Source organism: Orientia tsutsugamushi (assembly GCF_900327275.1).
Classification (GTDB): Bacteria; Pseudomonadota; Alphaproteobacteria; order Rickettsiales; family Rickettsiaceae; genus Orientia; species Orientia tsutsugamushi.
The window spans coordinates 1,139,417-1,165,813 of the sequence record NZ_LS398548.1 but is presented as its reverse complement, the minus strand read 5'-3'; the positions used below and the strand labels follow the sequence as shown (position 1 = coordinate 1,165,813).

Below are 26,397 nucleotides of genomic sequence, written 5' to 3'. Positions count from 1 at the left end.
ACTAAATGATATAAGAAAGAAAACATAAAAATTATTACTTGTGTTCATTACAGTTATCTGTAATTAAAGCTACTTTTGTAAACCCTGCACTTGTAATTTCAGCAAGTAGTTTTGCTATTTCACCATACTGCAAATTTTGATCTGCTTTGATAAAAATTCTGGTATTAAATTTTCCTTTAGTTCTAGTAAGTGCTTTAAGCTTATTGACTAATTGTGTTTTACTGATTTTAGTTTTAAATATATATATATTATTGCTTTTATCAATACTAATAGTTAAAGGTTCGCTTTGTTCTGATAATGGTTGACTTGCGCTAGTTTTAGGTAAATTAATATTAACGCCTAAAGTCAACATTGGAGATGTGACCATAAATACAATTAATAATACTAACATTACATCTACTAGAGGCGTAACATTTATATTGCTAATTAATGCTCTCTTAGAGCGCTTTTTAGCGAATACATTGCTAATAGCATTTATTGTATTGTTGTCCATATTGATTATTTTTTGTCTATTGTTTTACACAATACAGTATAAAATTTTCTAATAAAATTCTCTAATTTATTTTCTATCAATGATAACTTATGAGTTAATATATTATAAAATATTCCAGCTGGAATAGCTGCAAATAATCCGATAGCAGTTGCAAGTAACGCTTCTGCTATACCAGGTGCTACAACTGCTATGCTGGTATTTTTTGTAGCTGCGATTGCTTGAAAGCTATGCATAATGCCCCACACAGTGCCTAATAACCCTATAAATGGTGCTGTGGAGCTAATTGTCGCAAGAACAATTAAGTAGGTTTCTAATTGCTCTGATATCTGATTTTTTGTTAACTCGATTGTATACAAAAGTCTATCTTTCAAATTACTGTTATTACCTGCAGTTACATTATGTTCGTTTTTGCACTCATTCAAAACTATTGTTAACATTGATGATATGGAATTACCATTGTTTTTGTTGATTTTACTATATAGCTCATCTACTTGTTGATTAGATTGCAGGAGTTTATTAAATGTATTTATTTCTTTTTTTATATTATTAAAATGATAGTATTTATAAAAAATTATGGCCCAGGACCAAATTGATGATATAATTAGCGTAACCATAACTGTTTTACAGATTATATCTGCTGATAAAAACGCTGAAATAATAGAGATTTGAGAAGTTAGAGAAGAATGTTCTAGCATTTAATACTTATTCTTAAATTTAAATAATTTCATAATTATACTTTACCTTATCATAGGAGTTAAGTTTTACTTTCCAGTATACTTAAAGTGTTTTAACCACGCAATAAGATTAAGATATTGCTTTGCATTATTGAATGATTTAATTAATTATTAAAAAGGATGTTATTTTAATGGATTACTTGAGTTGCAAATTTGTAAGATTAAGACGTAATAGACAATATGAATGGCTAAGAGATTTAGTTGCAGAGACAAGTATTTTGTCTTCAGATTTAATTTTACCGATTTTTATTACTGATGGTATGAATAAAGAAATAATAATTAACACTATGCCTAGCGTTAAAATTGTTTCACCTGATTTAGCTTTGCAGAAAGTTGAGGAAGCTATTGATTATGGTATAAAAGCTGTTGCATTGTTTCCTAGTATTTCTGCAGCACAAAAAAGTAATGATGCAGCAGAAGCTTGTAATGCTAATAACCTTATTTGTCAAACTATTAGATTATTAAAAAGTAATAATCGTTTTAGAAAAGTAGGAATTATTGCTGATGTTGCACTGGATCCTTATACTATACATGGCCATGACGGATTACTAACTGATGATTGTTTTGATATAGATAATGATAGGACTTTAGCAGTGTTATGCAAGCAATCACTAAAGTTAGCTGATGCTGGAGCTGATATAATTGCCCCATCCGATATGATGGATGGTAGGGTTAAGGCAATACGAGGATCCTTAAATAGCAAAGGGTATTGTAATACTATTATTTTATCTTATGCAGTTAAATATGCATCAAATTTTTATGGTCCATTTCGTAATGTAGTAGGAGCAAAATTATCTTCTGGACCATCCTCAAAAAAAACTTATCAAATGGATTATCGTAATACTAGAGAAGCATTAAAAGCAGTAGAAATTAATATTCAAGAAGGAGCAGATATGGTAGTAGTTAAGCCTGCTATGACATATTTAGATATAATTTCTAATGTTAAAAATAATTTTAATATTCCAGTTTTTGCTTATCAAACTAGCGGTGAATATTCTATGATAAAGTATGCAGCTCTTAATGGTTGCATGGACTTTGATCAAGCAATATTAGAATCAATTCAATGTATTAAAAGAGCAGGCGCAACAGCAATTTTTACTTATGCTGCGATTAAACTAGCAAGGTTTCTAGCAGCTAATCATTCGATATGATTTAGGTATAAATGATTTTTGCAAGTATTTTGAAAAAGGAATAAAAAAAATGTATGCTTCAAATCCTAAATACAAAGGTAAAATGAGTTGTAATCTGAGCTTATCGGAAATTATAGCTAAACTACTATAAAACAGTTACAATAGTTTGGCTATCACCATGATCTAGATATACTTTTCAAAAAGTATATCATATAACTGTTTTATAGTGGCCTAGCTATATCATACTTACTCTTTGTATATGTTGATAAGCTTTTTTACCATAGCGCCTGCTACCTCCATAGTTACGGTATGCAGTATCTTCATTCCAGACTCATCAATAAGTGCTATCTTGTCTTTTGGTATTATCTTAATTGTTTTTGTGAATTCATTTCTTAACATATTGTTCTTTTGAATAATAAAAACTTTTTTTATAGCTAGATCCAAAGTTCTTGATCGTTCTTAGTATTATGCTACTTGCAATCTTTCTGATATAAACTTGCCAATTCTTTGCTAGTTTTATCTGTATTATTTTTAAGCATTTTTTTATTGAAGCCATTAGGTTAGTTATTCTATGACTATATCATTTTGAGTTATGCTGCATCTTTTTTCTATATATTTTCTATCCTTCATTAAAAGCATATTAATATAAATTCACATTTCATCTTGAAAGATTAATATAAATTAAGTATTATGCGATATTATACATTTAATAAGGAAATAAGCTTATGAAAGCAAAGAAAAAAAAGCATAATAAAGTTGTTAATATTAAAAATAAAACTGAAAAAACAGTAAATAACAGTGCTGCTGAACAACAAATAATTGAAATAAATGCTGCATTTTCCGATAAAATTAAGAAATCTCTATATAAAGGTGCTGTATTAGAATCAATCTTCGCTTGCGCATTGAAAACTGAAGATATCGAAACTTTAAAAATTATAGAATCGCAAAATATTAAAATAAATACAGAATGTATTACTGAATTATTTGTGGGCTTTATTACAGAGTTCGGTAAGTATAAATTTGCTATACAATGGCTACAAGAACAATTTTCATCAATAATAGATGATATGATTACTGAAAACCCCAAAATTATAAAGTGTATGATAATAGATAGTTGCGAAAATAGAGATGATGAATTCATTTCCTTCATTATAAAAAATTACAGTAACAAAATAGATGTTGATGAGGCTTTTGATAACCTTGTTACATTAAATTTTGGACATGGTATAACTCTGTTATTAAATAACTGTAAAGTAACACAAGAGTCTATACAAAAAGCTATAAAAACAGCTCAAACATTAGGCAATATTGCAGCTGAAAAGATATTAAATCCTAATATTAAACTAAAAAAACCACCACGCAAAAAAAAAAGTGACATACAATATCATAATTTTAAAGAAGCTGAAGTAAAAGATAAATTCAAACATTGTACTTCTTGCCCTAATGATTACGAGATATTTTTAACTAAACTTTTTAAGATTGTTCACTCTTGTAATAAAAATGATATTAATAACTTCATTAACGATTGTGAAATACACCTACAATCCAGTAATGAAGATGATAAAAAAAATTATGTTATAACTTTCCTTGAAGATGTTCTAAATTATTTTATATTACCTGCTCACAAAACAGAAAGCCTTACTAAAGTTATATTGTCTTATTTTGAGGCAAAAGAAGATTGGTATAACATTGCAGTATTACATATAAACAGGACCTTTGAGAATGAAGTATTTCATTGCGAAAAAGCTATTGATGCTGTTTTTAAAATTAACAAAACCTCTGAAAGAGATAAGTATGCTTTTGTATCAACAGTATTGAAATATAATATACTAAATGATGAAGAAAATTGGGCTAGATATTTAAAATTTTCAGATAAACTACAAAAATTTTCTACAGGTGTATATAATACACTGAATACAGCTATTTTATATAAAAAAATTTCAACTTTTATATTGAAAGGTGATAAAAACAATGCTGAAAAATATATAGAAAAGTTACCAGAATCACTCCCAAAAGAAATTATATACTTAGAATACAGATTGAATTTTGATAGTAAGTTTGATTACAGTAATGAAGTACAACATGTATATAATATAAAGGCTGAAATTGACCAGCAAAAATTAATGATTGCAGGTAGAATTTTATCAGAACCAGTTCTAAGGGTTCTGATAAAATTTTGGCAACATTTTGATACCTGTAATAATGATCCTGAATGTAATGAAATTCAACGAACTTACAATAATCAGCAATGTAATAACATTCTACAAATTTGCGCTGATTTAGCAAAATATCACTCATTATCCAGTATGCAAGATGATATAACAAATCTTCTTAATAACTCTTCTATAAAAAACAAACCTTCATCAGATGTAATAGTTGCAAATAATCTTAAAAAATATAACACAGCTGATAAACGTAAGAATAATCAAGGTATATCACTGAAAAAAGAATCATTAAATGACCATGCTACTACATCTTCTCATAAGAAGAATCAAGTAACTACCAAAAATGAGTTGGAGCAAAATGTAGAGACAAAATCAGGAGATGCAGTAGATTTTTTAGATAATGTGGACACAGATGAAGTAAGTGAAGTAGATAAAAGTATAGATAATTCATGTGTAAAGACAGGATTTGATAGACGGTATACACCAGATGAGTTTTATACAAAATTAATGCAAGTATATAAAAAGCACCCTGATTTGTTTACAAGGCATGATAAGCATCAGCACATTCATTGCCATACTAAAAAACATACTTATTGTACCTTTGATTCAGATGTCAAGAAGTGTACATGGAATGGAAAGACATATTATTGCGCTATCTCCAAAGACCTAAAATTAGATTCTGTAAAAAAGATGTATTATCGTAATGCTTTAGAAAAAGAATTTGTTTCATCGAATATCAACCAATCTGGTATAAAACACTTATCTCATAACATGTTTGAATTAAAGGTTTGCACAAAAGATTTTAGATTATTTGCTTGTAATACATATGTAGATAAAAAAGGAAATTATTTTATTATTTTTGATAACGAAGCTAATCATACAGGAATATCAAATATTATTAGTAACTCAACTCTTAGCAATAATCCAATTTTGACGGAATCGTGTAAAGACTGTAATTACGAAGCTGATAGTACTACAGTAAATACTGATATTACCACATGTGTAATAGGACACATGCTTAATCAAACTGAATATTATAATGATTGTTAATCATGCAACAAAAAAGTACACAAAATTAAATTTATTGTAACAAGTTTTCCAAGAGTTGTGAGATTTATATTAACTATAGTTCGATATAAGAGCTACATTAAAAATAGCTAAGATAAGGATTACAGATTTCTTTTTAAACAGGAAGTATATGCCATTGTGGTTGATTTTTTTTAAGGATCTATCACATGGTATAACATCTCCACTCATATGCTATTACATTACTGTAATTTACACAATGCTGAACACCTAGTTTATCTATGCTTCATAGCACATTCTAACTCTCTCAAGAGAATTCCTGTTTTTGTTAGTTCTTCTATAATTAGAATGTAATATTCTGGTGTATTAAGCTAGCATAAATAAATTTCTCCAAATCACCATCTAATACACGTTTTGTATCAGATGTTTCAACGTTAGTACGTAGATCTTTAACTAGTTGATATGGCTGCAGAACATAAGATCTGATGTGATATCCCCAACTATTATCTGTTTTAGCAGCATTATGGTTATTAATGATTTCATTTTGTTTTTTTTGTTCTAGCTCATAAATTTTTGCTTTTAACATTCTCATAGCTTCGGCTTTATTTTTGTGTTGAGATCGATCATTTTGACATTGTACAACAATTTTAGTAGGAAAGTGAGTGATACGTATCGCTGAATCAGTCGTATTAACATGTTGTCCTCCTGCTCCAGAAGCTCTATAAGTATCGATTCTAATATCTTTATCCTCAATAACTACTTGAATATTATCATTAATCACCGGGTATACCCACGCACTAGCAAAACTGGTCATTCTTTTACCAAGAGCATTAAAAGGAGAATTTCTAACAAGACGATGTACTCCTGATTCTGTTTTAAACCATCCGTAAGCATTATGTCCACAGATTTTAACTGATGCTGATTTAACACCTGCTTCCTCACCATCTAATAAATAAACAACCTCTGTTTTAAAATTCATGCTTTCAGCAAATCTTAGATACATTCTTAACATCATTGAGGCCCAGTCGTTACTTTCAGTACCTCCAGCTCCAGCATTAATATCAAGAAAACAATCATTAACATCAACATCACTAGTAAATAAGCACTCAACCTGTAGCTTTTTAGCTTCTTCCTGTAGTTTTTTCCATTCTTGTTCTATATTATGAATAAACTCAATATCGTTTTCTTTGATAGCAATGTTGCTCAATTCAACATAATCATCAAATGCTGAAGCAATTTTATTATAGGTTGCTAACTTATTCTCTATAGTTTTTTTTTCCTTTAAGACTAAAGATGCATGTTGATAATTATTCCATAATGAATGGTCCTCTACATCATGTTCTAACTTAGCTAGTTGAGACTTTAAGCTTTCTGGGTCAAAGCGACCTCCTAATTAACTCTAGAATTTTGTTGGTTTCTTTTATGTAATCTTTAAGTTCTATTCGCATTTATATAATTGTAATATATTTCAGGCAATTATATTAAGAAGTAGAATGGAATTAAAGATTTTTTTATTACATGGTATGAATGTATATTGATATTATAGCTATAGTGGTTAAAATCACTTAAAACAGATAATAATTAAGATCACTAAAAAAAATGCAACAGCAATCTAATATTAGAAATTTTGCAATTATTGCTCATATTGATCATGGTAAATCTACTCTAGCTGATAGATTAATAGAGTATTGTAATGCTTTGGAAGCACGAGAAATGTGCCAACAAGTACTTGATTCAATGGATATAGAAAAAGAAAGAGGTATTACTATTAAAGCACAAACTGTAAGGCTGGTTTATAAGGCTGATGATGGTTGTGTATATCATCTTAATTTAATGGATACACCTGGGCATGTGGATTTTGCATATGAGGTTAGTAGGTCTTTGGCAGCTTGTGAGAGTTCATTGTTAGTAGTAGATGCTAGTCAAGGAGTTGAAGCGCAAACTTTAGCTAATTTATATCAAGCAGTAGACAATAATCATAAAATTTTGATTGTTCTCAATAAAATTGATTTACCGGCAGCAAATCCTCAACAAGTTCAGCAACAAATTGAAGATGTTATTGGTATTGATGCAAGTGATGCTTTAATGATTTCTGCTAAAATTGGTTTAGGTATCAAGGATGTTTTGCAAGCAATAGTAACTAAATTACCATCACCTAATGGTGATTCTCAATCTCAACTGAAGGCATTATTAATTGATAGCTGGTATGACTCTTATCTTGGAGTTGTTATACTAGTTAGGGTAGTAGATGGAAAAATTGAAAAAGGTATGCGAATTAGAATGTGTTCTAATAATGCAGTTTATACAGTTGAGAATGTTGGCTTTTTTTCTCCTAAAAAACAAATTTCAGGTGTACTATATACTGGTGAAATAGGGTTTGTTACTGCAGCAATTAAGCAGGTTGCTGACTGCAGAGTTGGTGATACAATAACTGATGATAAAAAGCCATGTGCTCAAATATTGCCAGGGTTTAAACCTAATTTGCCAGTTGTATTTTGTGGATTATATCCTTCTGATGCTTCACAATTTAACCATTTAAAAGATTCCTTGCAAAAATTAAGATTAAATGATGCTAGCTTTGAATTTGAACAGGAAAGCTCTGGCGCTCTTGGATTTGGATTTCGTTGCGGCTTTTTAGGATTGCTACATCTAGAAATTATTCAAGAACGTTTAGAGCGTGAATTTGATCTTGATATGATTACTACTGCACCAAGTGTTATGTATAAAGTATACTTAAATACTGGAAAGGTGATTGATGTACATAATCCAGCAGATTTACCTGAAATGCAAAAGATTAAAAGCATGAGTGAGCCATGGGTGGAAGCAACTATTTTTATACCTGATCAATATTTGGGAGCTATTCTTGGTTTATGCACTGAAAAACGTGGAGTGCAAGTAGATCTAACTTATGTAAATGGCAGAGCTAAACTAGTATATCTGTTGCCTCTAAATGAAATAGTATTTGATTTTTATGACAAACTAAAATCTTACTCTAAGGGATATGCAAGTTTTGATTGGCAGATGAATGGCTATAAACAAAGCGACTTAATCAAGCTTAGTATATTAGTTAATGGAAATCCTGTTGATGCCTTGTCAACAATTGTACACCGTTCTAAAGCAGAATTTAGAGGACGAGAATTATGCAAAAGGCTTAAAGATTTAATTCCAGCTCACTTATTTCAAATTGCAATTCAAGCAGCTATTGGTAGCAGAATAATTGCGCGAGAAACTATTAGGGCTTTAAGAAAAGACGTATTGGCGAAGTGCTATGGTGGCGACATTACTAGAAAACGAAAATTACTTGAAAAGCAAAAAGCTGGGAAAAAACGCATGAGAAACATTGGTAACGTCGAAATACCTCAATCAGCATTTATTGCTGCATTGAAGATTACTAATAAAGATTAAGAATAGTAAAGATGAAATAAACGAAGAGATAGTATGCCATTAGATCAGTTTAATTTGAGCGAAGAAGAACTACTAACCTATGAACAAGAGTTAAAGCGTATATGAGATAATAAAGCAGTTGAAGATTATAAACTCGAACGTGCTAAAGCTGAATTCATAAAGTTTGATGAGGTTAAAGGTAAAGCTGAAGCAAAAAAAGATTTTACAATAAAATTATTGAAATCTAAATTCTCAGTTGAGATAATTGCTGAATATACGGATTTATCAATACAAGAAGTATTAAATCTGAAAAATAGTGCAAAATAATAATGAATATACAACATATAAAATTTTCCACTTTGATGTGTTGTGTGCTATTGCTATTAAATCATATAGATGCCTTATATCACACTACAAGTTTTATACTATACTGAACATTGAGAAGGCCATTCTTTAAGGCCTAAATGTCCTTAACATATCTTCAATGTTTAAGACTACTGTGTTATTATAAGCATCTCTTAGTAGCTAAAGGTTTATTGCTAGCACCATTAGGATATCCAAGGCTTTTAGGCAAAAAAGTTGGCAAATAATGAATCATCTCTTTAAGCAAAATGCTATACAAGAGCTGGTTAAATATAATAAATTCTTACTTTCTGTAACTATATTACTTGCTGCAGCTAATATAATTGTGATAATGGTTGCAATTACAAAAGAAGAAAAGTGGTTATTAATTCCAGCGATAGAGCCTGATCGTAAAATAAGTGTTTCATCGAAAAATTACCATGAGACTTATTTAAAATAATTAGCAATTTAGAGTTTTTATCAACACGTCTTCTATAACATATAATACAAGTCTTTTTTCGAGTTTTTTTGCTTCAACTTTCTCAAGATTATTAACGCCAGATTAGGATAAGGGAAAGCATGAAAACCATAATGCAAAAGGTCTACAAGAGATAATATGCAATTATAATTATGCAATATTTAAATATAATTCTAATTAATAACAGTTTATTTATTGCTCATATTTCTACAAGTATTAGTTCATAATACTATACTTAATAACATGAACATTGACCATTATAACACTTGTATATTATCTCTTTCTAACTGTTTCTTATTCTAAATTTGCATATAAAATATCCAAACACAAAAAAAGCAAAGAGATTAGAATTCCAGAATAAGATAAAAAGGTATAAAGATAAAGGAAAAGTTATTGTCTTTACAAATGAGAGCAGTTTTGTTAATAACACACCTAGAACTCACGGATATGCAAAGGCATAAGATATTACTGCGTTTATGGTTAGCATCCATAAAAGAAAATTAATATTATAGGAGCATTAGTAGATAAATTTCTGCTCTAGCTGTTAGATAGAACAGTATTTAATTCCAACATTACCTAATAATTCTGTGGTTGTGATAGATAATGCAAGTTTTTATAAAAGTCAGCATTTTAAAGACTATAATAGAAAAAGATGGACATATTAGAGTATTTGCAGCCTTATTTTCCTGATTTAAATCTTATTGAGAAAAAATAGTTTCAAGCTAAATCAAGCAGAATGAAGTGTCACTGTAACTTAGATTCGCTTTTCAAAAAGTATATAATATAACTGTTTTATAATGGTTTAGCTATATATGCTTCATGACGTATGCAAAATTTTTGCCAAATTGATTTCCACCCCTTATCATGACTAATGGATTCAAACTTAATTACTTTTGCAAAGTTTATGTGTTGTACAAACTTATCAGCAATAAATGGGGGTACTATCTTGTCTTTTATGCCAGATAAATGAAGCTGTGGTATGTACTTAACTTGTTCAGCATAGTCAATAGGATTAAGAGAATCTGTCATGTGAGGATTATTATGAAAATTATTAAATGCAATATGATCAAGATTACCAGCTATAGTTGTAATTGTCCTGACATTAGGGTTAATTGCTGCAACTAATACTGCTAGTCCTCCACCACCAGAGTAACCAATAATATCACATAGTTGATTATTACTAATTTTTACAATAGCCTCATTGATAGCATCGACAATTTCTTTGGCAAACCTTTTGTTAGTCCAATATTCTTTTACGCAATTTTTCTGCAGTGATAGAGGAGTATATTGGCAAGGCCTGGCTATATAAACCACATTTGGTCGCGGATCAATAGTAGCAAGCTCTATTACCAACGGAAGTAATGGTGTCGGATTATTAGATATACTGTTATTATAATATATCAAGCCATCACCTTCAATATAAAACACAAAGTTTGTATTTGGGTTTGTGATTTTATGAAAAACTGTAAGTAAGAACTTATTAGTTTTTATTATATCATGTTTCATTTCTGTATTTTGAACAACTTTGTTTGCTCTATTTACACGAGCATTATAGCTTGTATTGATATAACTCGATAATAATAAACTTATAAGTAAGTTTATTAACACTAACTCTAGATTTTTTTTTCGTGCCACAAATACAGAATAATTCATAATTATTTTTATTAATGCTTATTACGTTTATTACTAATAACTAGTATACTCAAAAGTTCATTTGAAATATTCTATAAGCTAAAATGGTAAATCATCATCATCTAGTGATTGACTTAAATTTGCATGTGTTTTGTTTTGAACAGACAGCGTATCACTTGGTGTTTTAGTATGAAGAGATGATGCATCACTAGAAGATTTTGAATCAAGCAAAATTAAACTCGCATTATAATTTTGTAATATTATTTCAGTGGTATATTTTTCTTGTCCAGATGAATCTTGCCATTTTCTAGTTTGTAAACTACCTTCAATAAGCACTTTACTACCTTTTTTAACATAACTTTTGATAATATTGACTATGCCATCATTAAATACTACTATACGATGCCACTCTGTTTTCTCCTTCTTTTCATTACTATGCTTATCACGCCATGTTTCTGTTGTTGCTAAGCTAAATGCTGCTATCTCTTTACCGTCATTTGTTTTTCTAATTTCTGGATCATGACCAAGATTTCCTATTAATGTTACTCTGTTTAAGCTGCCAGCCATTACACTTTTCTCCAATAAATTTATGAAAACAACGTTTAATATAAGTTAAAATTTTATATTATGCTAATATTTTTTGTTATGTTTATTTTGAAACTATGTTTTAGTAAGTATGATATACAGTTATTTATATGAATCATGGCTTACGAAAAACAAGCTTATAACGCCAGATTAGGATCAGTGGAAATATGAAATGTAGAGAATAAGAGGTATACAAAGAGAGAATGTTGAGTTATAAAAAAAATTTAAATAAACAAGGAATAACCCAACATGAAAAAATGTATTATAACAGTATACTATTTAATAGACAATTTTTGCAAGATATACCAAGAGTGGGAGAGAAAGAGATTAATACCAAGTAGTAATCAAAGGAACATAGATGGGAAGTTGTCCTTAGCTGAGTTATTAACAATAGCCATATATTTTTATGTATCTTAATGCAAGGATTATAAAAATTATTATCTATATTACTTGAGTTATAAGTATAAAGGATACTTTTGCTTACCAAGCTATAGTAGAATAATACAACTGTGGCCTAGAATGTTGCTACCATTAGTCGTATTAATGCATTATCTGAAAGGAGAAGAGGCTGGTATATATTACATCGATGCTACAAAGTTAACAATTTGTCATAATAAACGTACCTCCAGCAATAGAGTTTTTAACAAAATTTCTAAAAAGAGTTTTTAACAAAATTTCTAAAATTGGTAAAAGTAGTTATGGTTTGTTCTTAGGCTTTAAGCTTCATCTTATAATCAATAATAAAGGCAAAATAATGTCAGTTAAAATTACTAAAGGCAATAAAAGTGACCTATCTGTAGCTTCAATTATTTCTAAAGTCTTATCTGGTAAATTGTTTGGTGATAAAGCTTACATATCTAAATCATTATTTCATCAACTCTTCTCCAATGATCTACGTTTATTTACTAATCTTCGTAAAGATATAAAAACATATTTATTGGACATACAAGATAATCGGTTATTAAATAAACGTTCTTTAATTGAGTCTGTTTTTAATGTACTAAAAAAACATATGCATTTAGAGCATACTCGACATCGCTCTCCTCTTAATTTCTTTGTTCATATAATTGCTTCTCTTGCTAGTTATTCTATCTCTAAACTTAATCCCCATCTTATCTTTTCTTCTTCTCATGACTCCTTATCCTAAATTGACGTCATATGAGAAAATTGGATTATATAATGATTACCAAATTTGATATTATGGATCTTTGAAAGCAATAACTTACGATAGGCTATAAGCAATGATATGAAGTTATCAGGAAAGTGTAATATGTGAAATTCTTATAGTTACGTTTAACATGGTGTGTGATGGAAGCTTGGATAACTAAACTCTGCGCCTTCACTCGCACATACCTTAGTGTACTGAGATATTGCAACATTTCTTTGTTACACTACATCTACTTAATTTAGACTAAAGCTTAACATCTGAATATGTATAGTTATTTACAATGAAGTTTGCATATAATATTCTGAAAAGGAAATGGCAAAATCATATAGCCAAGACTTTTGAGATAAAGTAATGAAATGTGTTAATTGAGGAAAAAGTTGTAATGCTAGCTCAGTAAAATTTGATATAGCAGCAAACACAGTAAGAAATTGGTATAAAAGATATAAATCAGAAGGTCATTATAAAGAAAGATCGCGCTCTAGCAAAAAAGGAAAAATAGATAAGATAGAATTTGAAAAATACGTTTTGCTAAATCCAAATGTAACTCTTACATAAGCAGGAAAGCATTTTAAAATTTTAATAAGAGGAGCAAGTTATTACATGAAAAAATTTGGCTATAGTTATAAAAAAAACGTTGACCTACATGGAAGCAAAACCAGAAATAAGAGAAAAATATCAACAAGTGATAAGTTCTATACTCAAGGAAAACTTAGTATACATAGATGAAAGTGGCATTGGAATGTCTATATGCAAGGATAGATGGTGGAGCAAAAAAGGAACTCATGTGAGCAGCAAAAAGAGTGGTAAATATTATGAACGTACAAATATTATAGCTGGTTATGTTAATAATAAATCAATCGCACCTATGATATTCAATGGTTCGTGTAATACAAGATTATTTGAAGCTTAGGTGGAGCAGTTATTAATTAAGGAATTAAAGCCTGCTCAGTTCGTAGTAATGGATAATGTAGCATTTCATAAATCGAAAAAAACTAAAGAGTTAATAGAGTCTGTTGGTTGTATAGTTATTTTTTTGCCACCTTATTCTCCAGATTTAAATCCGATAGAGGAGTTTTGGGCTAATATGAAGCGGTGTATTAGACATCAAATTACTCAATTTGTTAAATCTTATGATGCTATTGTCTCTTTTTTTATGCTCAAACCTCGTTGTAAATGACTATAAAGTAAAACTATAAACTACTTATTAGTATATTATATTTAACATAACCATTGCAAAAGAATAATAAACTTGTTAAAGTAGCTTATGCAGTTGCTATGATATAAAACTTATAGCACAAAAAGATTATAAATTTTTATGGCAGATATATTACAAGAGATTAAAGACTCTGATCGTTATCAAAAGTGCTTGCTATACTACAAAAAATTTCTACTAATAGTTTTTGGCTTGTCGCTTTTTATAACAGCAGCAATGATGATAAATAATTTCTATAATGCGAGACAAGAGGCTTATTATCAAAAAATAACTGATATATTCATTGATTCAATTGATCAAGATTCAAATAACTCTGAGCTAATAGTTAAAAGCTTAGAAAAATTTTTATTATCTAATTATAATACTAAAGTTCAAGAGCTAGCTCATATTCAATTATTAGTTCATAAAATTAAGGCCGGTAGTTTTACTGAAGTAAAACAGTTAGCAAATGAGATTTTAGCAATAAAAAATTATAGTGATTTTACTAAAGCATATGTCAGATTAAATCTATTAGCTATGGCTATTGATGTTAAGCACAATGATGATAATAGTAATTATGATTCTCAAACTAAATTAATCGAACAGCTCTTTTCAGAATTTAGTCCAAGTATGCCGTTTTGGTCTATTGCTTCAATTTATTACGCTATTTGGGCTCATGAAAATGGTGATGATAATAAAGCTATACAATATTTAGAAGCAGTAATAAAAAGTAAATATTCTTCCTGGAATTTAAAGTCTCAAGCTAAGATGCTAAAACAAAATTATGAAATTAATATGTAGAATTAAAAGCTACAATTAAACAATAAAAATTAAGTAAAATAAAATATAGGTTTGTGTTTATGAATAAAAAGTTGGCTTTATTGTCTTTACTATCTTTAATATTGTCAAGTTCTACTGTTCAGAATGTTGAATCGTTATCTAATTCACCAAAGCTGGAAGCAGAAATTGGAGCTAACAAAGTAATGTTACCAATGTTAAAACATATAAGTAATTGGAATAATAATATAGAGCCTATAAACGCTAGCAGTAATAATTTTGCTGTTAAAGAATTTATTGCGTTTAATAAACTGAAGTTAGCTGATCATATATCTGCTCCACCTGTCGTTATACAAGATAAGCTTTTTATACTAAATAATTATGCTCAAGTAAGTTGTTACGATTTAAATAGTATGAAGAAGGTTTGGACAAAAAAATTAGAACCTCAGCACAGAAACAAAAAAAGATTTGGTGGAGGAAGTATATTATTTAATGATGAAAAACTTTATATTAGCTATGGTAGTAGAGATATAGTTATACTTAATGCTAGTAATGGAGATGAAATTTTAAGTAAACGGTTACCTGATATAATTAAAGCACCGCCATTAATACATAATAATTTAATGTTAGTTTTAACAGTAAATAGACAACTATATTGTATCAATCTAACAAATGCAGAGATTATGTGGATGCATCAAGGAGCACAAGAGGCACTTATTGGTAATAGCTTAATTGCTCCAATAATAAGAGGTAATTTGGTTATTGTAAGTTATTCTTCAGATCAAATTGTAGCTTTAAATTTAGAAAATGGAAAGTTAGTATGGTCAACAAGTTTAGGTAAAAGCACAGCAGAAGAGAAAAATTCTTGGAAAACATTTTCATTGTCTAGTTTAGTATCTCAGCCTATTATTAATAATGATATACTATATATAGCAAACGAAGAGGTTATAGAAGCTTACAGATTTGGTGCTGTTGATGAAGAAAATCAGAATGGGCAAAAAGCTGTTATGCAGTGGAGTAAAAATATTACTGGTATTAGCAATTTTAATTTAATTGGTAATACATTATTTGTTACAACCATTGATGGAAAATTGTTAGCTATGTCATCTGATAATGGTAAAATTACCTGGGTAATAAATTTATATGGTAGTAACAAAGATAAATCTAGCACAAAAAATAGTAAGAGTAATAAAAAGCTACTTTCTAGTATTAAAAACAAGCTTGTAAAATTAGGGTCAAGTAATACACAGTATGCTCTTTCACCTATAGCTATAAATAACAATATAGTAGTAGTTAGTAAGTACCAATGTTTAGTAATTTCTCCAAGTGATGGTCACATACTATCTCGTATACCTATTAATAGAAATCCTAAATTCTTTGCTGTGTCGGATAAATTATATATTTTTGGCGAAAGTTATGTTAATAGTAGTAGATAGAATACGGGCAAATTAGTTTACCAAATGTTATGTATTCTAAGTGGAGATATTTTTTATATTAAATACAGTCTCAATTAAGAGCATTTATTTAATAAACGCATATCTTTAAAAATAGATAGATCACTCTTATTAGCTTTGGTAATTTAAACTGTAGTTATTTTACTTTTATTATTAGAACTATAGTTTGATATAATTAAGAGATCAGAAATTAGATAAAGAAAGGAAAAGATAATTCAAACTTGAAAAAGAGAAAAAGCTAAATCTGAAAAAGCAATTGAATTGTTTCTGCTGGAAAAGGTGTAGTAGAGAAGGTAATGATGCTAAGTTATCAGGAAAGCGTAATACTGGAAATCAATACGTTACGTTTATGTGGTAGGTGATGGAAACTGTGATAACTAAACTACATCACCTTCCTTGACTATACATTTTGGAACTGAGATATGGCAACACTTCTTTATTACCAGACAGATTAGAATAATGAAATAACTCAATGTGACAAACTGTACTTATAACGTCAATAGGATAAGGAGTCAGAAGAAGAAGAGATAAGATGAGGATTAAGTTTAGAGATAGAATAACTAGCAAGAGAAGCAATTATATGAACAAAAAAATTAAGAGGAAAACGGTGTCTAGTATGCTCTAAAAGCATATGTTTTTTTAGTACATTAAAGACAGACTCAATTAAAGAACGTTTATTTAATAACCGATTATCTTGTATGTCCAATAAATATGGTTTCATATCTTTACGAAGATTAGTAAATAAACGTAAACCATTGGTCAGCAGTTAATGAAATAATTCTTTAGATATGTAAGCTTTATCACTAAACAATTTACCAGATAAGCCTTTAGAAAAAAACGAAGATACAGATAGGTCGCTTTTATTGCTTTTAGTAATTTTAACTGACATTATTTCGCCTTTATTATTGATTATAAGATGAAGCTTAAAGCTTAAGAACCAGCCATAACTACTTTATTCTCTATTTGTATACCTTTTATTCTCTACATTTCATATTTCCACTTATCCTAATCTGGCGTTTAAAAACTATGATAGAAAAAGATGGACATGTATTAGACTATTTTACCTCCTCATTCTCCTGATTTAAACCTATTGAAAAAATAGCTTCAAGCTAATCAAGAGAATCAAATATCACTGTAACGTAGACACCATTTTCAAAAAGTATATAACATAACTATTTCATACTAGTTTAGCTATAGCTATAATAATACTAATGAAGCTAATAATTCAAAAAAAATTATAAGTTCAATATTAAAAATCAATAAATATGATTTGAACTAGAAAACGTTGTGAAAGAAATTCTAGGTATAGTTGAAAAAGCTGTTAATACTAATAAAAGTAATTATGAGATTAAAGATTAGTAAAAGGAAATAAAAATATAGTATAGTTGTAATATGTAATAATTTATAGAGGGTGATTATGAATCTAACTAATAAAGAAAACTGTAGCATAGAACATTTAGTTCAAGATGGAATCAAAAAAATTAAGGAAAATTTGCCACCTTTAACTGAAGATCAACAAAAAAGGCTGAAAGCGTTTGATAAGAACGTTCTTGATTTGTTTAAACGTCAAGAAGGTAAGAAAAAGTCAAAAAATTTGAAAGGTACACTTATGTACTATGTTACAGAACTTGTTAATTTTGTAACAACATGCATTAGCTGTGCTAATTGGAGAAAAGAGCAAAAGGTACAAGCAGAATATGATGTGTATGCTTTTGCAAGAGGTGTAGAGAAAGCACTAGAGGAGATTAAAAATAAAAAAGATAATTTAAAAGCCATGCAATCAATAACTATGCCTAATACAGCTAGAGTTGCATGTACTATAGAAAATGTAATTGAGGAAGCTCAAAAGCAACAACAAAGTTATTCTTTTGTTGAGCGTGAAAACAATAGGCCTAAAAAAAATCCTAAAAGCAACTGCAGAGAACCTTAAGTAAGCTATTAGATAAACTGGTTATTATTTGTATGCTTTTGTATGCTATGGTATCTTGATTGTTCTTAATTATTTATCGATAGAATTAGTTGACGCGACTAATTCTTAGGCAGCAAGGTTTTTAATGGTACAATGATAAACATGGTCATGAGCTTGATAACTATACTTCCAAGTTGATATGTGGAGCTCATGATCAGAGAGTCGAAGAATTAAATGAGCAATTTAATCAAGCTCAGCGTATAGTGCTTGATAATCCAATGCTTGCAAGTGTTATTACATCTCAAAGATTGCAGAAGCAAATCATGGAGAAGGTTCGTAAGTTTGCTACTATGTTGCAACTCCTGCTATTTTTAACTATCAATTGATTAATGCTCATGAGCCAGCGAATAGCTTACATAGAAATCTACATCAAGAAATAGAGCAAAAAAACGACTCTAAACTCAACTAAATGACTAAGAAAACTAAGGCTTAATTTTATAAGTAAAGCCAGTATGTTTGTACTGCAAGTCTTTTTCTATTATTATTTAAGGTTTGCTGATAAATATAAATTTTAGCTACTATCTGTTAGTAAAAATAGCAGAAAGTTTCAGAATATTGTGCGAGTAGAGCTGGCCAATCGCTCAATTAGGATCCTCCTTAGAACCTGACTTGCATAATTACCGTATTTTGCTCCAGAAAAATACGATAAAGCTTTATGAGTTATTTTTTGTTTAGAACATTGAGATAATTTTTCAATTTTTAGGAAAATTAACCCTTTTAAGTATCTCGGTTAGTCTTTGCCAATTTATCTTACGTTTTCCTCCTATTTTATTAAACCAGTTATATATTGTCCGTGTACTTTGGCTGATAAATGACCTTACTCGTCTTTCATTATCTGATATATCATGATAGTTGATTCATTACCTAATAACTCTAATGACTTGTGATAATATCTGTGTTTTGTCTTGCTGATTTAGCTGACTAAGCAAATATTTTCTCAGTCTTTTCAGTTTCTCGGTAAAACGATCTTTCCTTGTGGTATATTTAGTCTCCATGTTGTACCAAATCTTGATTTGCCTCAATAGCAAGTAAATCTAAGAAAATTATAACTTGCAATCTTCTTGTCTTGTTTGGCTAAATTTGCAGCATTGTCTCTACCAGATTTTATCATTTGTGATTTAGCTTCATTGATATTTAGCTCATACTTATTTAACCTTTTAGGCAAAATATCATAAAACCTTTTCGCATCTGCTTTCATTTTCAAAGACAAATACCATATCGTCGCAATACCTCTCCATTCCTATTTGTCCAATTAAGTTCTCTTTGCTGATTTTGGCAAACAAGCTATCTATAACATAATGCAGAAAGACATTAGCCAAGATTGATGAAACAATTGAGCTTTGACTACAACCTTCTTTGTTAGTAACTATAGTACCATTTTCGAAGTTATAAGTAAGTCAGTTTAACTTCCTTAAAGCGTCGTATGCATTCAATTTAATTTGTAAAAAAATTATTTTCTAAAACACCTACTATAGATGTATTTTTTGAGGTAAAAAATGCGACCTGTAGTATTCGATTTTTTAACTAATAGTTGTAATATTATTAAAAAAATATAGTAATAATAATGCTACAATATTTTATAACTTTATTGGAAATATCATTCCGCCAGAATGGAGAAAGCTAACTGGAGATAATGGAAAAGCATTAAGCAAGACATCTAAACAGCTTTTATCATTCATAGTATTTAGATACAAATCTATTACAACAAAGATATAGAAGAATTACAGGAGAATTATCAGCTTTATGAGGATAAGCTGAATGTTGGTCAAAAAAGAGTTAGGCAATGCTTAGTAGAATTAAGAGATGCAGGTTTTATTGAAGTTGAAAATAGGACAATAGTTAAAGACAATTTTAAGTTACGTAATGTCCCTTGCATAAAACTTCTAAAAAATTTTCAGCATTATAACGAAAAATGAAAAGAAGAAAATATAGCCTTACCAGAAAAAGAATTTCGCTCCAACATGAAAGAAATTTCATGTCCACCTGAGACTTTTTTTCAGGGACATATATTGAAACAAGGACAAATCTTAGTAAAGAAAGTCAGTTGAAGCATAAAATTGCTGGTTCTTTTGAAGCAGCTATGGCTTATCAAATTTTGACTTCTTGTAGTTTTGGGCCAGCGGTTCGAACTAGGTTTTTTGTTAAGTTGCTTAAAAATATCACACTAACAGAATGTGATAGATCAAAGATATTACAAGCTGTACAAGATGTATATGGATACGAAATTCAAGAATTACAAGTTAAACCATTTGAGCAACTCAAAACTGTTTCACAGAAACAAATCAATGAAGAAGAGTATCTCTTGAATCTGAGTAAACAACTGGGTTCTAACTCGACTTGGTACAAAGTACGAGAATCTTTAGTTACATGTTATGGTCAAGCTATCGATAAAGAATGGTTTAGTTCATTAAAAGTTGTAAATGAAGATAGTGTTAATAAAAAAATATTCATCAAAGCAAAAACAGAATTTGAAGATAGTTACATCAGAGAGAACTATCTGAAAGATCTTGAGTCCGCTTTTAAAGCTCAAGGATTTTCTTTTGAGTTAGTTAAGTTTAGTAATTTTAATAAAATTTAAAGGGTGATATGGAAAAAGATCTTGCAAAGATTGCTCCAAGTAATATTCAGGCAGAGCAAATGATACTTGGTGCAATTCTGATTAACAATCGTGCGCTATATAACATTAACGAATTTTTACTGCCGGAACATTTTTATGAACCATTACATGGTAAAATATACAAGTCAATTAATCTCATTATTAGTAAAGGAATTAGCGCTACTGTAATTTCGCTCAAAAATATGCTAGGCAATGAACTCGCATTTGAGGAAATAGGTGGAGTGGATTATCTAGCTAAACTTACAACGTTAGCATTAAGTATAGTTAATGTTAATGAGTACGGCAAAATAGTATATGATCTTGCGCTGAGGCGTTATTTAATTGAAATTGGAGAAAAAATAGTAACAAATGCATATTCTTCTACTTTAGCAGATTTAGCTATAACTCAGATCGAAACTGCTGAATCTCAATTATATGATCTAGGTTCAAGAGGAACTTTAAGTAAAGGATTTACAAAATTACAAACTTCAATTGAAGAATCATGGACATCAATTTCATCTGCTATTAAAAATAAAAACTCTATTAACGGTATTAGTAGTGGACTACTTGACCTTGATTCAAAGCTTGGAGGATTTAAAAATTCTGACCTAATAATATTAGCTGGCAGGCCATCAATGGGTAAAACTGCTTTAGGAGTTAACTTAGCAATAAATGCTTGTAAATATTTTCTTACTCAAAAAAATACTAAAGATAATGTAGTGCCATCAGTTGGATTCTTTTCTTTAGAAATGTCATCTCAGCAAATCTCTACTCGAATTCTTTCTATAGAATCAGAAATTAATAGCTCTGCATTATTTAACGGTAAAATAGATGAACAAGATGTTGATAAGTTAAAGACTGTACAAGACCAAATACAAAAGTGGAATTTTTTTATAGATGATGCTCCAGCAATCTCGATATCTGCAATTAGATCTCGAGCTCGTAGACTTAAACGTACTCATAATTTAGCAATATTATTTATTGATTATTTACAGCTAATAAAAATTGATTCCAGAGGAAGTCAGTATAATCGAGTACAGGAGATTTCTGAAATTACTCAGAGCTTAAAAGCTCTTGCTAAAGAGCTCAATATTTCAATCATTGCGTTATCTCAATTGTCTAGAGCTGTAGAACAAAGGTCAGATAAAAAGCCTATTCTCTCAGATCTACGAGAATCAGGCTCAATTGAACAGGACGCCGATATTGTAATGCTTATATATCGTGACGAATATTACTTGTCTAGATCAGAACCAGATCGAGGTACTCCAGAATACACAGAATGGAAAGCTAGACAAAATAAATGTTATAACACTGCTGAAATAATTGTTGCTAAACACCGTAATGAGCCAGTTGGTACAGTGAAGTTGCACTATAATAGTAGGTATTCTAAATTTGGCAATATTGTTAAAAACTCTCAGCAATGTTAATAAACGCTAGATTATGCATAAATGAAAAAATGCTTGTCCAAAAAAAAAATTACAGCAAAATTTTACTCATTAACACCAAAGATATGCAACTCAAGATTGGTTTTTTTGGCATCGTGATAACTGAATTCAAAAAATTTATAATTTAATTTGCTTCTTTTCCAGTTTTTATCTAAGATTAGAGTATACAAAAAGTTTAAATTATGGTATAATTTATTAATAACCATTTAGAGATGGAATGGGACAATAAGGATATTCCAAGTGCCCGCTTTTGGTAGCGCCCATTTACTTTTAGATGTTAATTTCCTTGCTTGCAATATTTCCATTGCCTCATCTGTTAATGGTATATTTTGCGCCTTTCCGTTCTTAGTTTTTTGGTATATGCCATATTTTTCTTTCAAAATCTATATTGTCCCATTCCATCTCTAACACATTACTTTTTCTAGCTGCAGTATATAACGCTAGTAATGCAAAATCTCTTATCAACGGACTTGCTTCTCCACATAATACTTGTAAAAATCTATCCATTTCATCGTAACTTAGACGTCTCTCTCTTGCCTGCAGTTTATGCTGCTCTATTTCTAGAGTAGGATTGTTTTCTATTAATCTCCATTTTATTGCCTTATTAAATATAGTGCGTAAGGTTGCTAGCAATAGATTTGCTGTCGCATATTTTCCCTCTTTGCTGATATCATTAAATATTGGTTCAATATCATTACTTTTAATCTCTCTTATCTTTTTTAAAAATAACAGTTTCCCATAATTATATATTCTTGCAGCATCTTTCTGCAAGTTTATAGTATATATTTTGGCATACTCTTCAATATACTTATAACACAGCTCTTTAAATGTAATATCGTTAGCTTTTCTTTCTCTTTCTTTTATACGATTCTCATTTTCTTCTATCTGTTGTTAACATTTTACTTCTCTTGAATTTATTCCGTTCGTCATTAATCTCTTTAATTCTCTTGCTATTTTTCTAGCTTCTTTAATAGATAAATCTGGAAATACACTTATCGTTATTTTTATCCCTTCTTTTCTAAATTTTTTTTCAAAAGACTATGTTTTTCTTCCTGTCGGCGATATTCTTAATTTAAGTCCTGGTTCAATTTTATCCTGGATGATTGATGTTCTTTCAGTTGGAATTTTTATTTTTCTTAGTAACTTATTTGTTAACTTTAATGTTAATGATATTGATTCCATAATTACACCATATATTAATTTATATTACAATTACCTAAACAAAGTATCTATATTATTCTCTTTATTTGAATCAAATTTTTATACTAATTTGTTTATAATATACCTGACTTCCAAACCGCTTTATCAACCTTGAGTTGGTATATATTTTTCACCATCATCTTAACCTTTAGATTGAAAACTGGCCCCCAATTTCCTGAATTTTTTTCTACCTTTTGTCTTAATTTTTTTGTTATATTAATAAATATTACAAATATATTTATAGTTAAAGTTAAAGCTTGATTAAAAAATATTAATAAAAGTTAACATAAGTTAATAGTAGGTTCTATCAAGTGTAGAAGTTAACAAAAATTAACTTTTCTTCTTTATATTTGATATGTATTTGTAGCTTTATTATTACGTAATGTTTTAGCATAAAATATTGCTTTTTCAACTCTATCAAGATCAATTTTGGTATTAAATCTTACATTGGTTCTGAACAGCTTATTTATTAAGCTCTCACTATAAAAATCTATCATTTTCCATCTCTAAATGGTTATTAATAAATTATACCATAATTTAAACTTTCTGTATACTCCAATCCTAGATAAAAACTGAAAAAGAAGCAAATTAAACTATAAAATTTTTGATTCAATTATCACGATGCTAAAACTAACCTTAAGTTGTATATCTCTGGTGTTAATGAGTAAAATTTTGCTGTAATTTTTTTTTGAACCAGCATTTTTTTATCTTATGCATAATCTAGCGCTTATTAGCATTGCTGAGAGTTTTTAACAATATTATCAAATTTGGAATACTGATTATCATAGTGTAAGTTTACTGTACCAACTGGCCCATTACGGTATTTAGCAATAATTATTTCAGCAGTATTATAACATTTATTCTGTCTAGCTTGCTATTTCATCTTATTATTATAATTGTGTTTTAGTAGTTTGGACATATTAAAGCTATATTTATAAAGCTACTAAAAAAAAGGAAAGAAACTATACCTCTTGCTGAATACCTTGGATTACCAGAAATTACCATAAAGCTAAATAAATACTGTGAGCTTAATACTAGTTAATTTAATAAACAATTGAGAATTTGTTAAGTTAATTCTATAGTTAGTTAATTTTTATTAATTAATTATGATTGTAATGATGTTTAATAATATTTATAACTTTATAGGAAATGGAGCAATTTCAGTAGCAAACATTACTATCAAATATGCAGAGTGGTGTATTAAAAACTATATTCCAGCAACCTTTGACTGCAAAATAACTGTAATGAGATTGCTACCTTCATTCAACTTGACTAATACAAAAATGTTATTTATATGTAATTTTAACATTAAGCCTCACTTTCTTGAGTTTGTAGAAGATTATGATATAATACTCTCTTTTACATGAGCACTTAACTCTGATTTACCTAAATGTACAGATCAAGAAATATTAACACCAAGTAATGTTATATCTAAAGATGAAATTATATACGCTTTAACTCCTGCTGGAAAGGCTAATTACAGTATAAAAATTTGTAAAATAATTGGATCTAATTTAAAAATTCTACAAGAAATTTTGTGTAACATAAAGTACTATGACAGTAATAATATTAATAGTGCAAAATTTGCTGATACAATAAGTAGTTCTAGTATAGCAACAGATAAAAATCATTCATTTCCTACAGCAAAAACAGTAATATTGATAGTATTAGGACGCTAATTTAGGATAAGTGATTAGAAGAGAAAGAAGAAGAGATAAGATAGGGATTAAGTTTGGAGATGGAATAACTAGCAAGAGAAGCAATTATATGAACAAAGAAGTTAATATGAGAGCGATGTTGAGTATGCTCTGAATGCATGTGTTTTTTTAGTACATTAAAGACAGATTCAATTAAGGAACGTTTATTTAATAAAAGCTTATCATCTATGTCCAATAAATATGTTTTCATATCTTTACGAAGATTAGTAAATAAACGTAGACCATTGGAGAACAGTTGATGAAATAACTCTTTAGATATGTAAGCTTTATCACCAAACAATTTACCAGATAAGCCTTTAGAAATAACTGAAGCTACAGATAGATTGCTTTTATTGCCTTTAGTAATTTTAACTGACATTATTTCACCTTTATTATTAATTATGAGATGCAGCTTAAAACCTAAGAACCAGCCATAGCTACTCTTACCAATTTTAGAAAATCTGTTAAAAACTCTATTGCTGGAAATACGTTTGTTATGACAAATTGCTAACTTTGTAGAATCGATGTAATATATACCAGTCTCTTCTCCTTTCAGATAATGCATTAATACGGCTAATGGTAGCAACATTCTAGGTAATAGTTGTATTATCGTACTATAGCTTGGTAAACAAAAGTATTCTTTTGTTCTCCAATGGTCTACGTTTATTTACTAATCTTCGTAAAGATATGAAAACATATTTATTGGACATAGATGATAAGCTTTTATTAAATAAACGTTCCTTAATTGAGTCTGTCTTTAATGTACTAAAAAAACACATGCATTTAGAGCATACTCGACATCGCTCTCATATTAACTTCTTTGTTCATATAATTGCTTCTCTTGCTAGTTATTCCATCTCCAAACTTAATCCCTATCTTATCTCTTCTTCTTTCTCTTCTAATCACTTATCCTAAATTAGCGTTGTACAT

17 protein-coding genes and 10 pseudogenes are annotated in these 26,397 nt (G+C 29.1%); 14 read left to right on the top strand and 13 right to left on the bottom strand.

Going from position 1 to position 26,397, the window contains the following annotated elements:
- Positions 1-34: 34 nt before the first annotated feature.
- Together tolR and tolQ are read right to left on the bottom strand one after the other, a co-directional pair.
- Positions 35-493: a protein TolR gene (gene tolR / locus DK405_RS06135; protein ID WP_011944822.1), complete on the bottom strand. Its 459-nt coding sequence runs from the start codon at positions 491-493 to the stop codon at positions 35-37.
- A 5-nt stretch (positions 494-498) separates the two neighbouring features.
- Positions 499-1,188, bottom strand: coding sequence for a protein TolQ (gene tolQ / locus DK405_RS06130; protein ID WP_045912561.1), 690 nt, complete (start codon positions 1,186-1,188; stop codon positions 499-501).
- 170 nt (positions 1,189-1,358) lie between these two features.
- On the opposite strand from tolQ, the gene hemB reads away from it, so the two are divergent.
- Positions 1,359-2,378, top strand: coding sequence for a porphobilinogen synthase (gene hemB / locus DK405_RS06125; protein ID WP_045912560.1), 1,020 nt, complete (start codon positions 1,359-1,361; stop codon positions 2,376-2,378).
- A 704-nt stretch (positions 2,379-3,082) separates the two neighbouring features.
- Positions 3,083-5,572, top strand: a complete 2,490-nt coding sequence (locus tag DK405_RS06120; protein WP_045912558.1) for a hypothetical protein — start codon at positions 3,083-3,085, stop codon at positions 5,570-5,572.
- Positions 5,573-5,891: 319 nt separating this feature from the next.
- Here DK405_RS06120 and prfB read toward each other — a convergent pair.
- Positions 5,892-6,996 (bottom strand): peptide chain release factor 2 gene (gene prfB, locus DK405_RS06115; RefSeq protein ID WP_108883785.1). Its coding sequence is split into 2 segments (ribosomal slippage): positions 5,892-6,926 and positions 6,928-6,996, totalling 1,104 coding nucleotides; the frame shifts between segments, so codons are not numbered across the junction.
- Positions 6,997-7,147: 151 nt separating this feature from the next.
- On the opposite strand from prfB, the gene lepA reads away from it, so the two are divergent.
- The 3 genes and pseudogenes from lepA to DK405_RS06100 all read left to right on the top strand — a co-directional run.
- A complete protein-coding gene (lepA, locus tag DK405_RS06110; protein ID WP_045912557.1) occupies positions 7,148-8,953 on the top strand; it encodes a translation elongation factor 4 in 1,806 nt (601 codons plus the stop codon).
- Positions 8,954-8,992: 39 nt separating this feature from the next.
- Positions 8,993-9,259 (top strand): annotated as a pseudogene (locus tag DK405_RS14125) (Rpn family recombination-promoting nuclease/putative transposase); the annotation flags it as partial.
- Between the two features lie 262 nt (positions 9,260-9,521).
- Positions 9,522-9,731 (top strand): annotated as a pseudogene (locus tag DK405_RS06100) (TraE/TraK family type IV conjugative transfer system protein); the annotation flags it as partial.
- 813 nt (positions 9,732-10,544) lie between these two features.
- Here the strand turns inward: DK405_RS06100 and DK405_RS06085 are convergent.
- Both DK405_RS06085 and ssb read right to left on the bottom strand, forming a co-directional pair.
- Positions 10,545-11,156, bottom strand: coding sequence for an alpha/beta fold hydrolase (locus tag DK405_RS06085; RefSeq protein WP_231967658.1), 612 nt, complete (start codon positions 11,154-11,156; stop codon positions 10,545-10,547).
- A 327-nt stretch (positions 11,157-11,483) separates the two neighbouring features.
- A complete protein-coding gene (gene ssb / locus DK405_RS06080) occupies positions 11,484-11,951 on the bottom strand; it encodes a single-stranded DNA-binding protein (RefSeq protein WP_045912555.1) in 468 nt (155 codons plus the stop codon).
- Between the two features lie 267 nt (positions 11,952-12,218).
- Here ssb and DK405_RS06075 point away from each other — a divergent pair.
- From DK405_RS06075 to DK405_RS06060, 4 genes and pseudogenes are all read left to right on the top strand, one after another.
- Positions 12,219-13,116, top strand: a pseudogene (locus DK405_RS06075) (IS982 family transposase).
- 664 nt (positions 13,117-13,780) lie between these two features.
- Positions 13,781-14,314, top strand: a pseudogene (locus tag DK405_RS14120) (IS630 family transposase).
- Between the two features lie 138 nt (positions 14,315-14,452).
- Positions 14,453-15,130: a DUF2659 family protein gene (locus tag DK405_RS06065; protein ID WP_045912976.1), complete on the top strand. Its 678-nt coding sequence runs from the start codon at positions 14,453-14,455 to the stop codon at positions 15,128-15,130.
- 59 nt (positions 15,131-15,189) lie between these two features.
- Positions 15,190-16,542, top strand: coding sequence for an outer membrane protein assembly factor BamB family protein (locus DK405_RS06060; protein ID WP_045912975.1), 1,353 nt, complete (start codon positions 15,190-15,192; stop codon positions 16,540-16,542).
- Positions 16,543-17,056: 514 nt separating this feature from the next.
- Here DK405_RS06060 and DK405_RS06055 read toward each other — a convergent pair.
- Positions 17,057-17,512 (bottom strand): annotated as a pseudogene (locus DK405_RS06055) (transposase); the annotation flags it as partial.
- A 465-nt stretch (positions 17,513-17,977) separates the two neighbouring features.
- Between DK405_RS06055 and DK405_RS06050 the strand changes: the two are divergent.
- Entirely contained in the window at positions 17,978-18,490 is a 513-nt protein-coding gene (locus DK405_RS06050) for a hypothetical protein (protein ID WP_045913038.1), read from the top strand.
- Between the two features lie 173 nt (positions 18,491-18,663).
- Positions 18,664-18,855, top strand: a complete 192-nt coding sequence (locus DK405_RS06045; protein ID WP_052691756.1) for a thioredoxin domain-containing protein — start codon at positions 18,664-18,666, stop codon at positions 18,853-18,855.
- Positions 18,856-19,547: 692 nt separating this feature from the next.
- On the opposite strand, the gene DK405_RS06040 is transcribed toward DK405_RS06045, so the two are convergent.
- On the bottom strand, positions 19,548-19,727 hold the full coding sequence (locus tag DK405_RS06040) for a hypothetical protein (protein WP_012460886.1): 180 nt from the start codon (positions 19,725-19,727) through the stop codon (positions 19,548-19,550).
- Between the two features lie 298 nt (positions 19,728-20,025).
- On the opposite strand from DK405_RS06040, the pseudogene DK405_RS14115 reads away from it, so the two are divergent.
- Positions 20,026-21,107: pseudogene (locus DK405_RS14115) on the top strand (DnaA N-terminal domain-containing protein).
- An 8-nt stretch (positions 21,108-21,115) separates the two neighbouring features.
- The gene (locus DK405_RS06025; RefSeq protein ID WP_064612808.1) at positions 21,116-22,552 is read left to right on the top strand and encodes a replicative DNA helicase; all 1,437 of its coding nucleotides are present in this window, start codon (positions 21,116-21,118) and stop codon (positions 22,550-22,552) included.
- A gap of 363 nt (positions 22,553-22,915) precedes the next feature.
- Here DK405_RS06025 and DK405_RS14110 read toward each other — a convergent pair whose 3' ends face one another.
- From DK405_RS14110 to DK405_RS05995, 6 genes and pseudogenes are all read right to left on the bottom strand, one after another.
- Positions 22,916-23,341: a tyrosine-type recombinase/integrase gene (locus tag DK405_RS14110; RefSeq protein ID WP_231967656.1), complete on the bottom strand. Its 426-nt coding sequence runs from the start codon at positions 23,339-23,341 to the stop codon at positions 22,916-22,918.
- 120 nt (positions 23,342-23,461) lie between these two features.
- Positions 23,462-23,542, bottom strand: a complete 81-nt coding sequence (locus DK405_RS14105) for a hypothetical protein (RefSeq protein ID WP_231108522.1) — start codon at positions 23,540-23,542, stop codon at positions 23,462-23,464.
- Between the two features lie 66 nt (positions 23,543-23,608).
- Positions 23,609-23,752 carry a hypothetical protein gene (locus DK405_RS14100; RefSeq protein ID WP_155730028.1) on the bottom strand — a complete coding sequence of 48 codons (144 nt, stop codon included), beginning with the start codon at positions 23,750-23,752 and terminating at the stop codon, positions 23,609-23,611.
- A 365-nt stretch (positions 23,753-24,117) separates the two neighbouring features.
- Positions 24,118-24,267, bottom strand: a pseudogene (locus DK405_RS06010) (HD domain-containing protein); the annotation flags it as partial.
- A gap of 233 nt (positions 24,268-24,500) precedes the next feature.
- Positions 24,501-24,638 (bottom strand): annotated as a pseudogene (locus tag DK405_RS14095) (DnaB-like helicase C-terminal domain-containing protein); the annotation flags it as partial.
- 812 nt (positions 24,639-25,450) lie between these two features.
- Positions 25,451-26,119 (bottom strand): annotated as a pseudogene (locus DK405_RS05995) (IS982 family transposase); the annotation flags it as partial.
- Between DK405_RS05995 and DK405_RS05990 the strand changes: the two are divergent.
- A pseudogene (locus DK405_RS05990) lies at positions 26,110-26,382 on the top strand (transposase); the annotation flags it as partial. The pseudogenes DK405_RS05995 and DK405_RS05990 overlap by 10 nt on opposite strands.
- Positions 26,383-26,397: the final 15 nt, after the last annotated feature.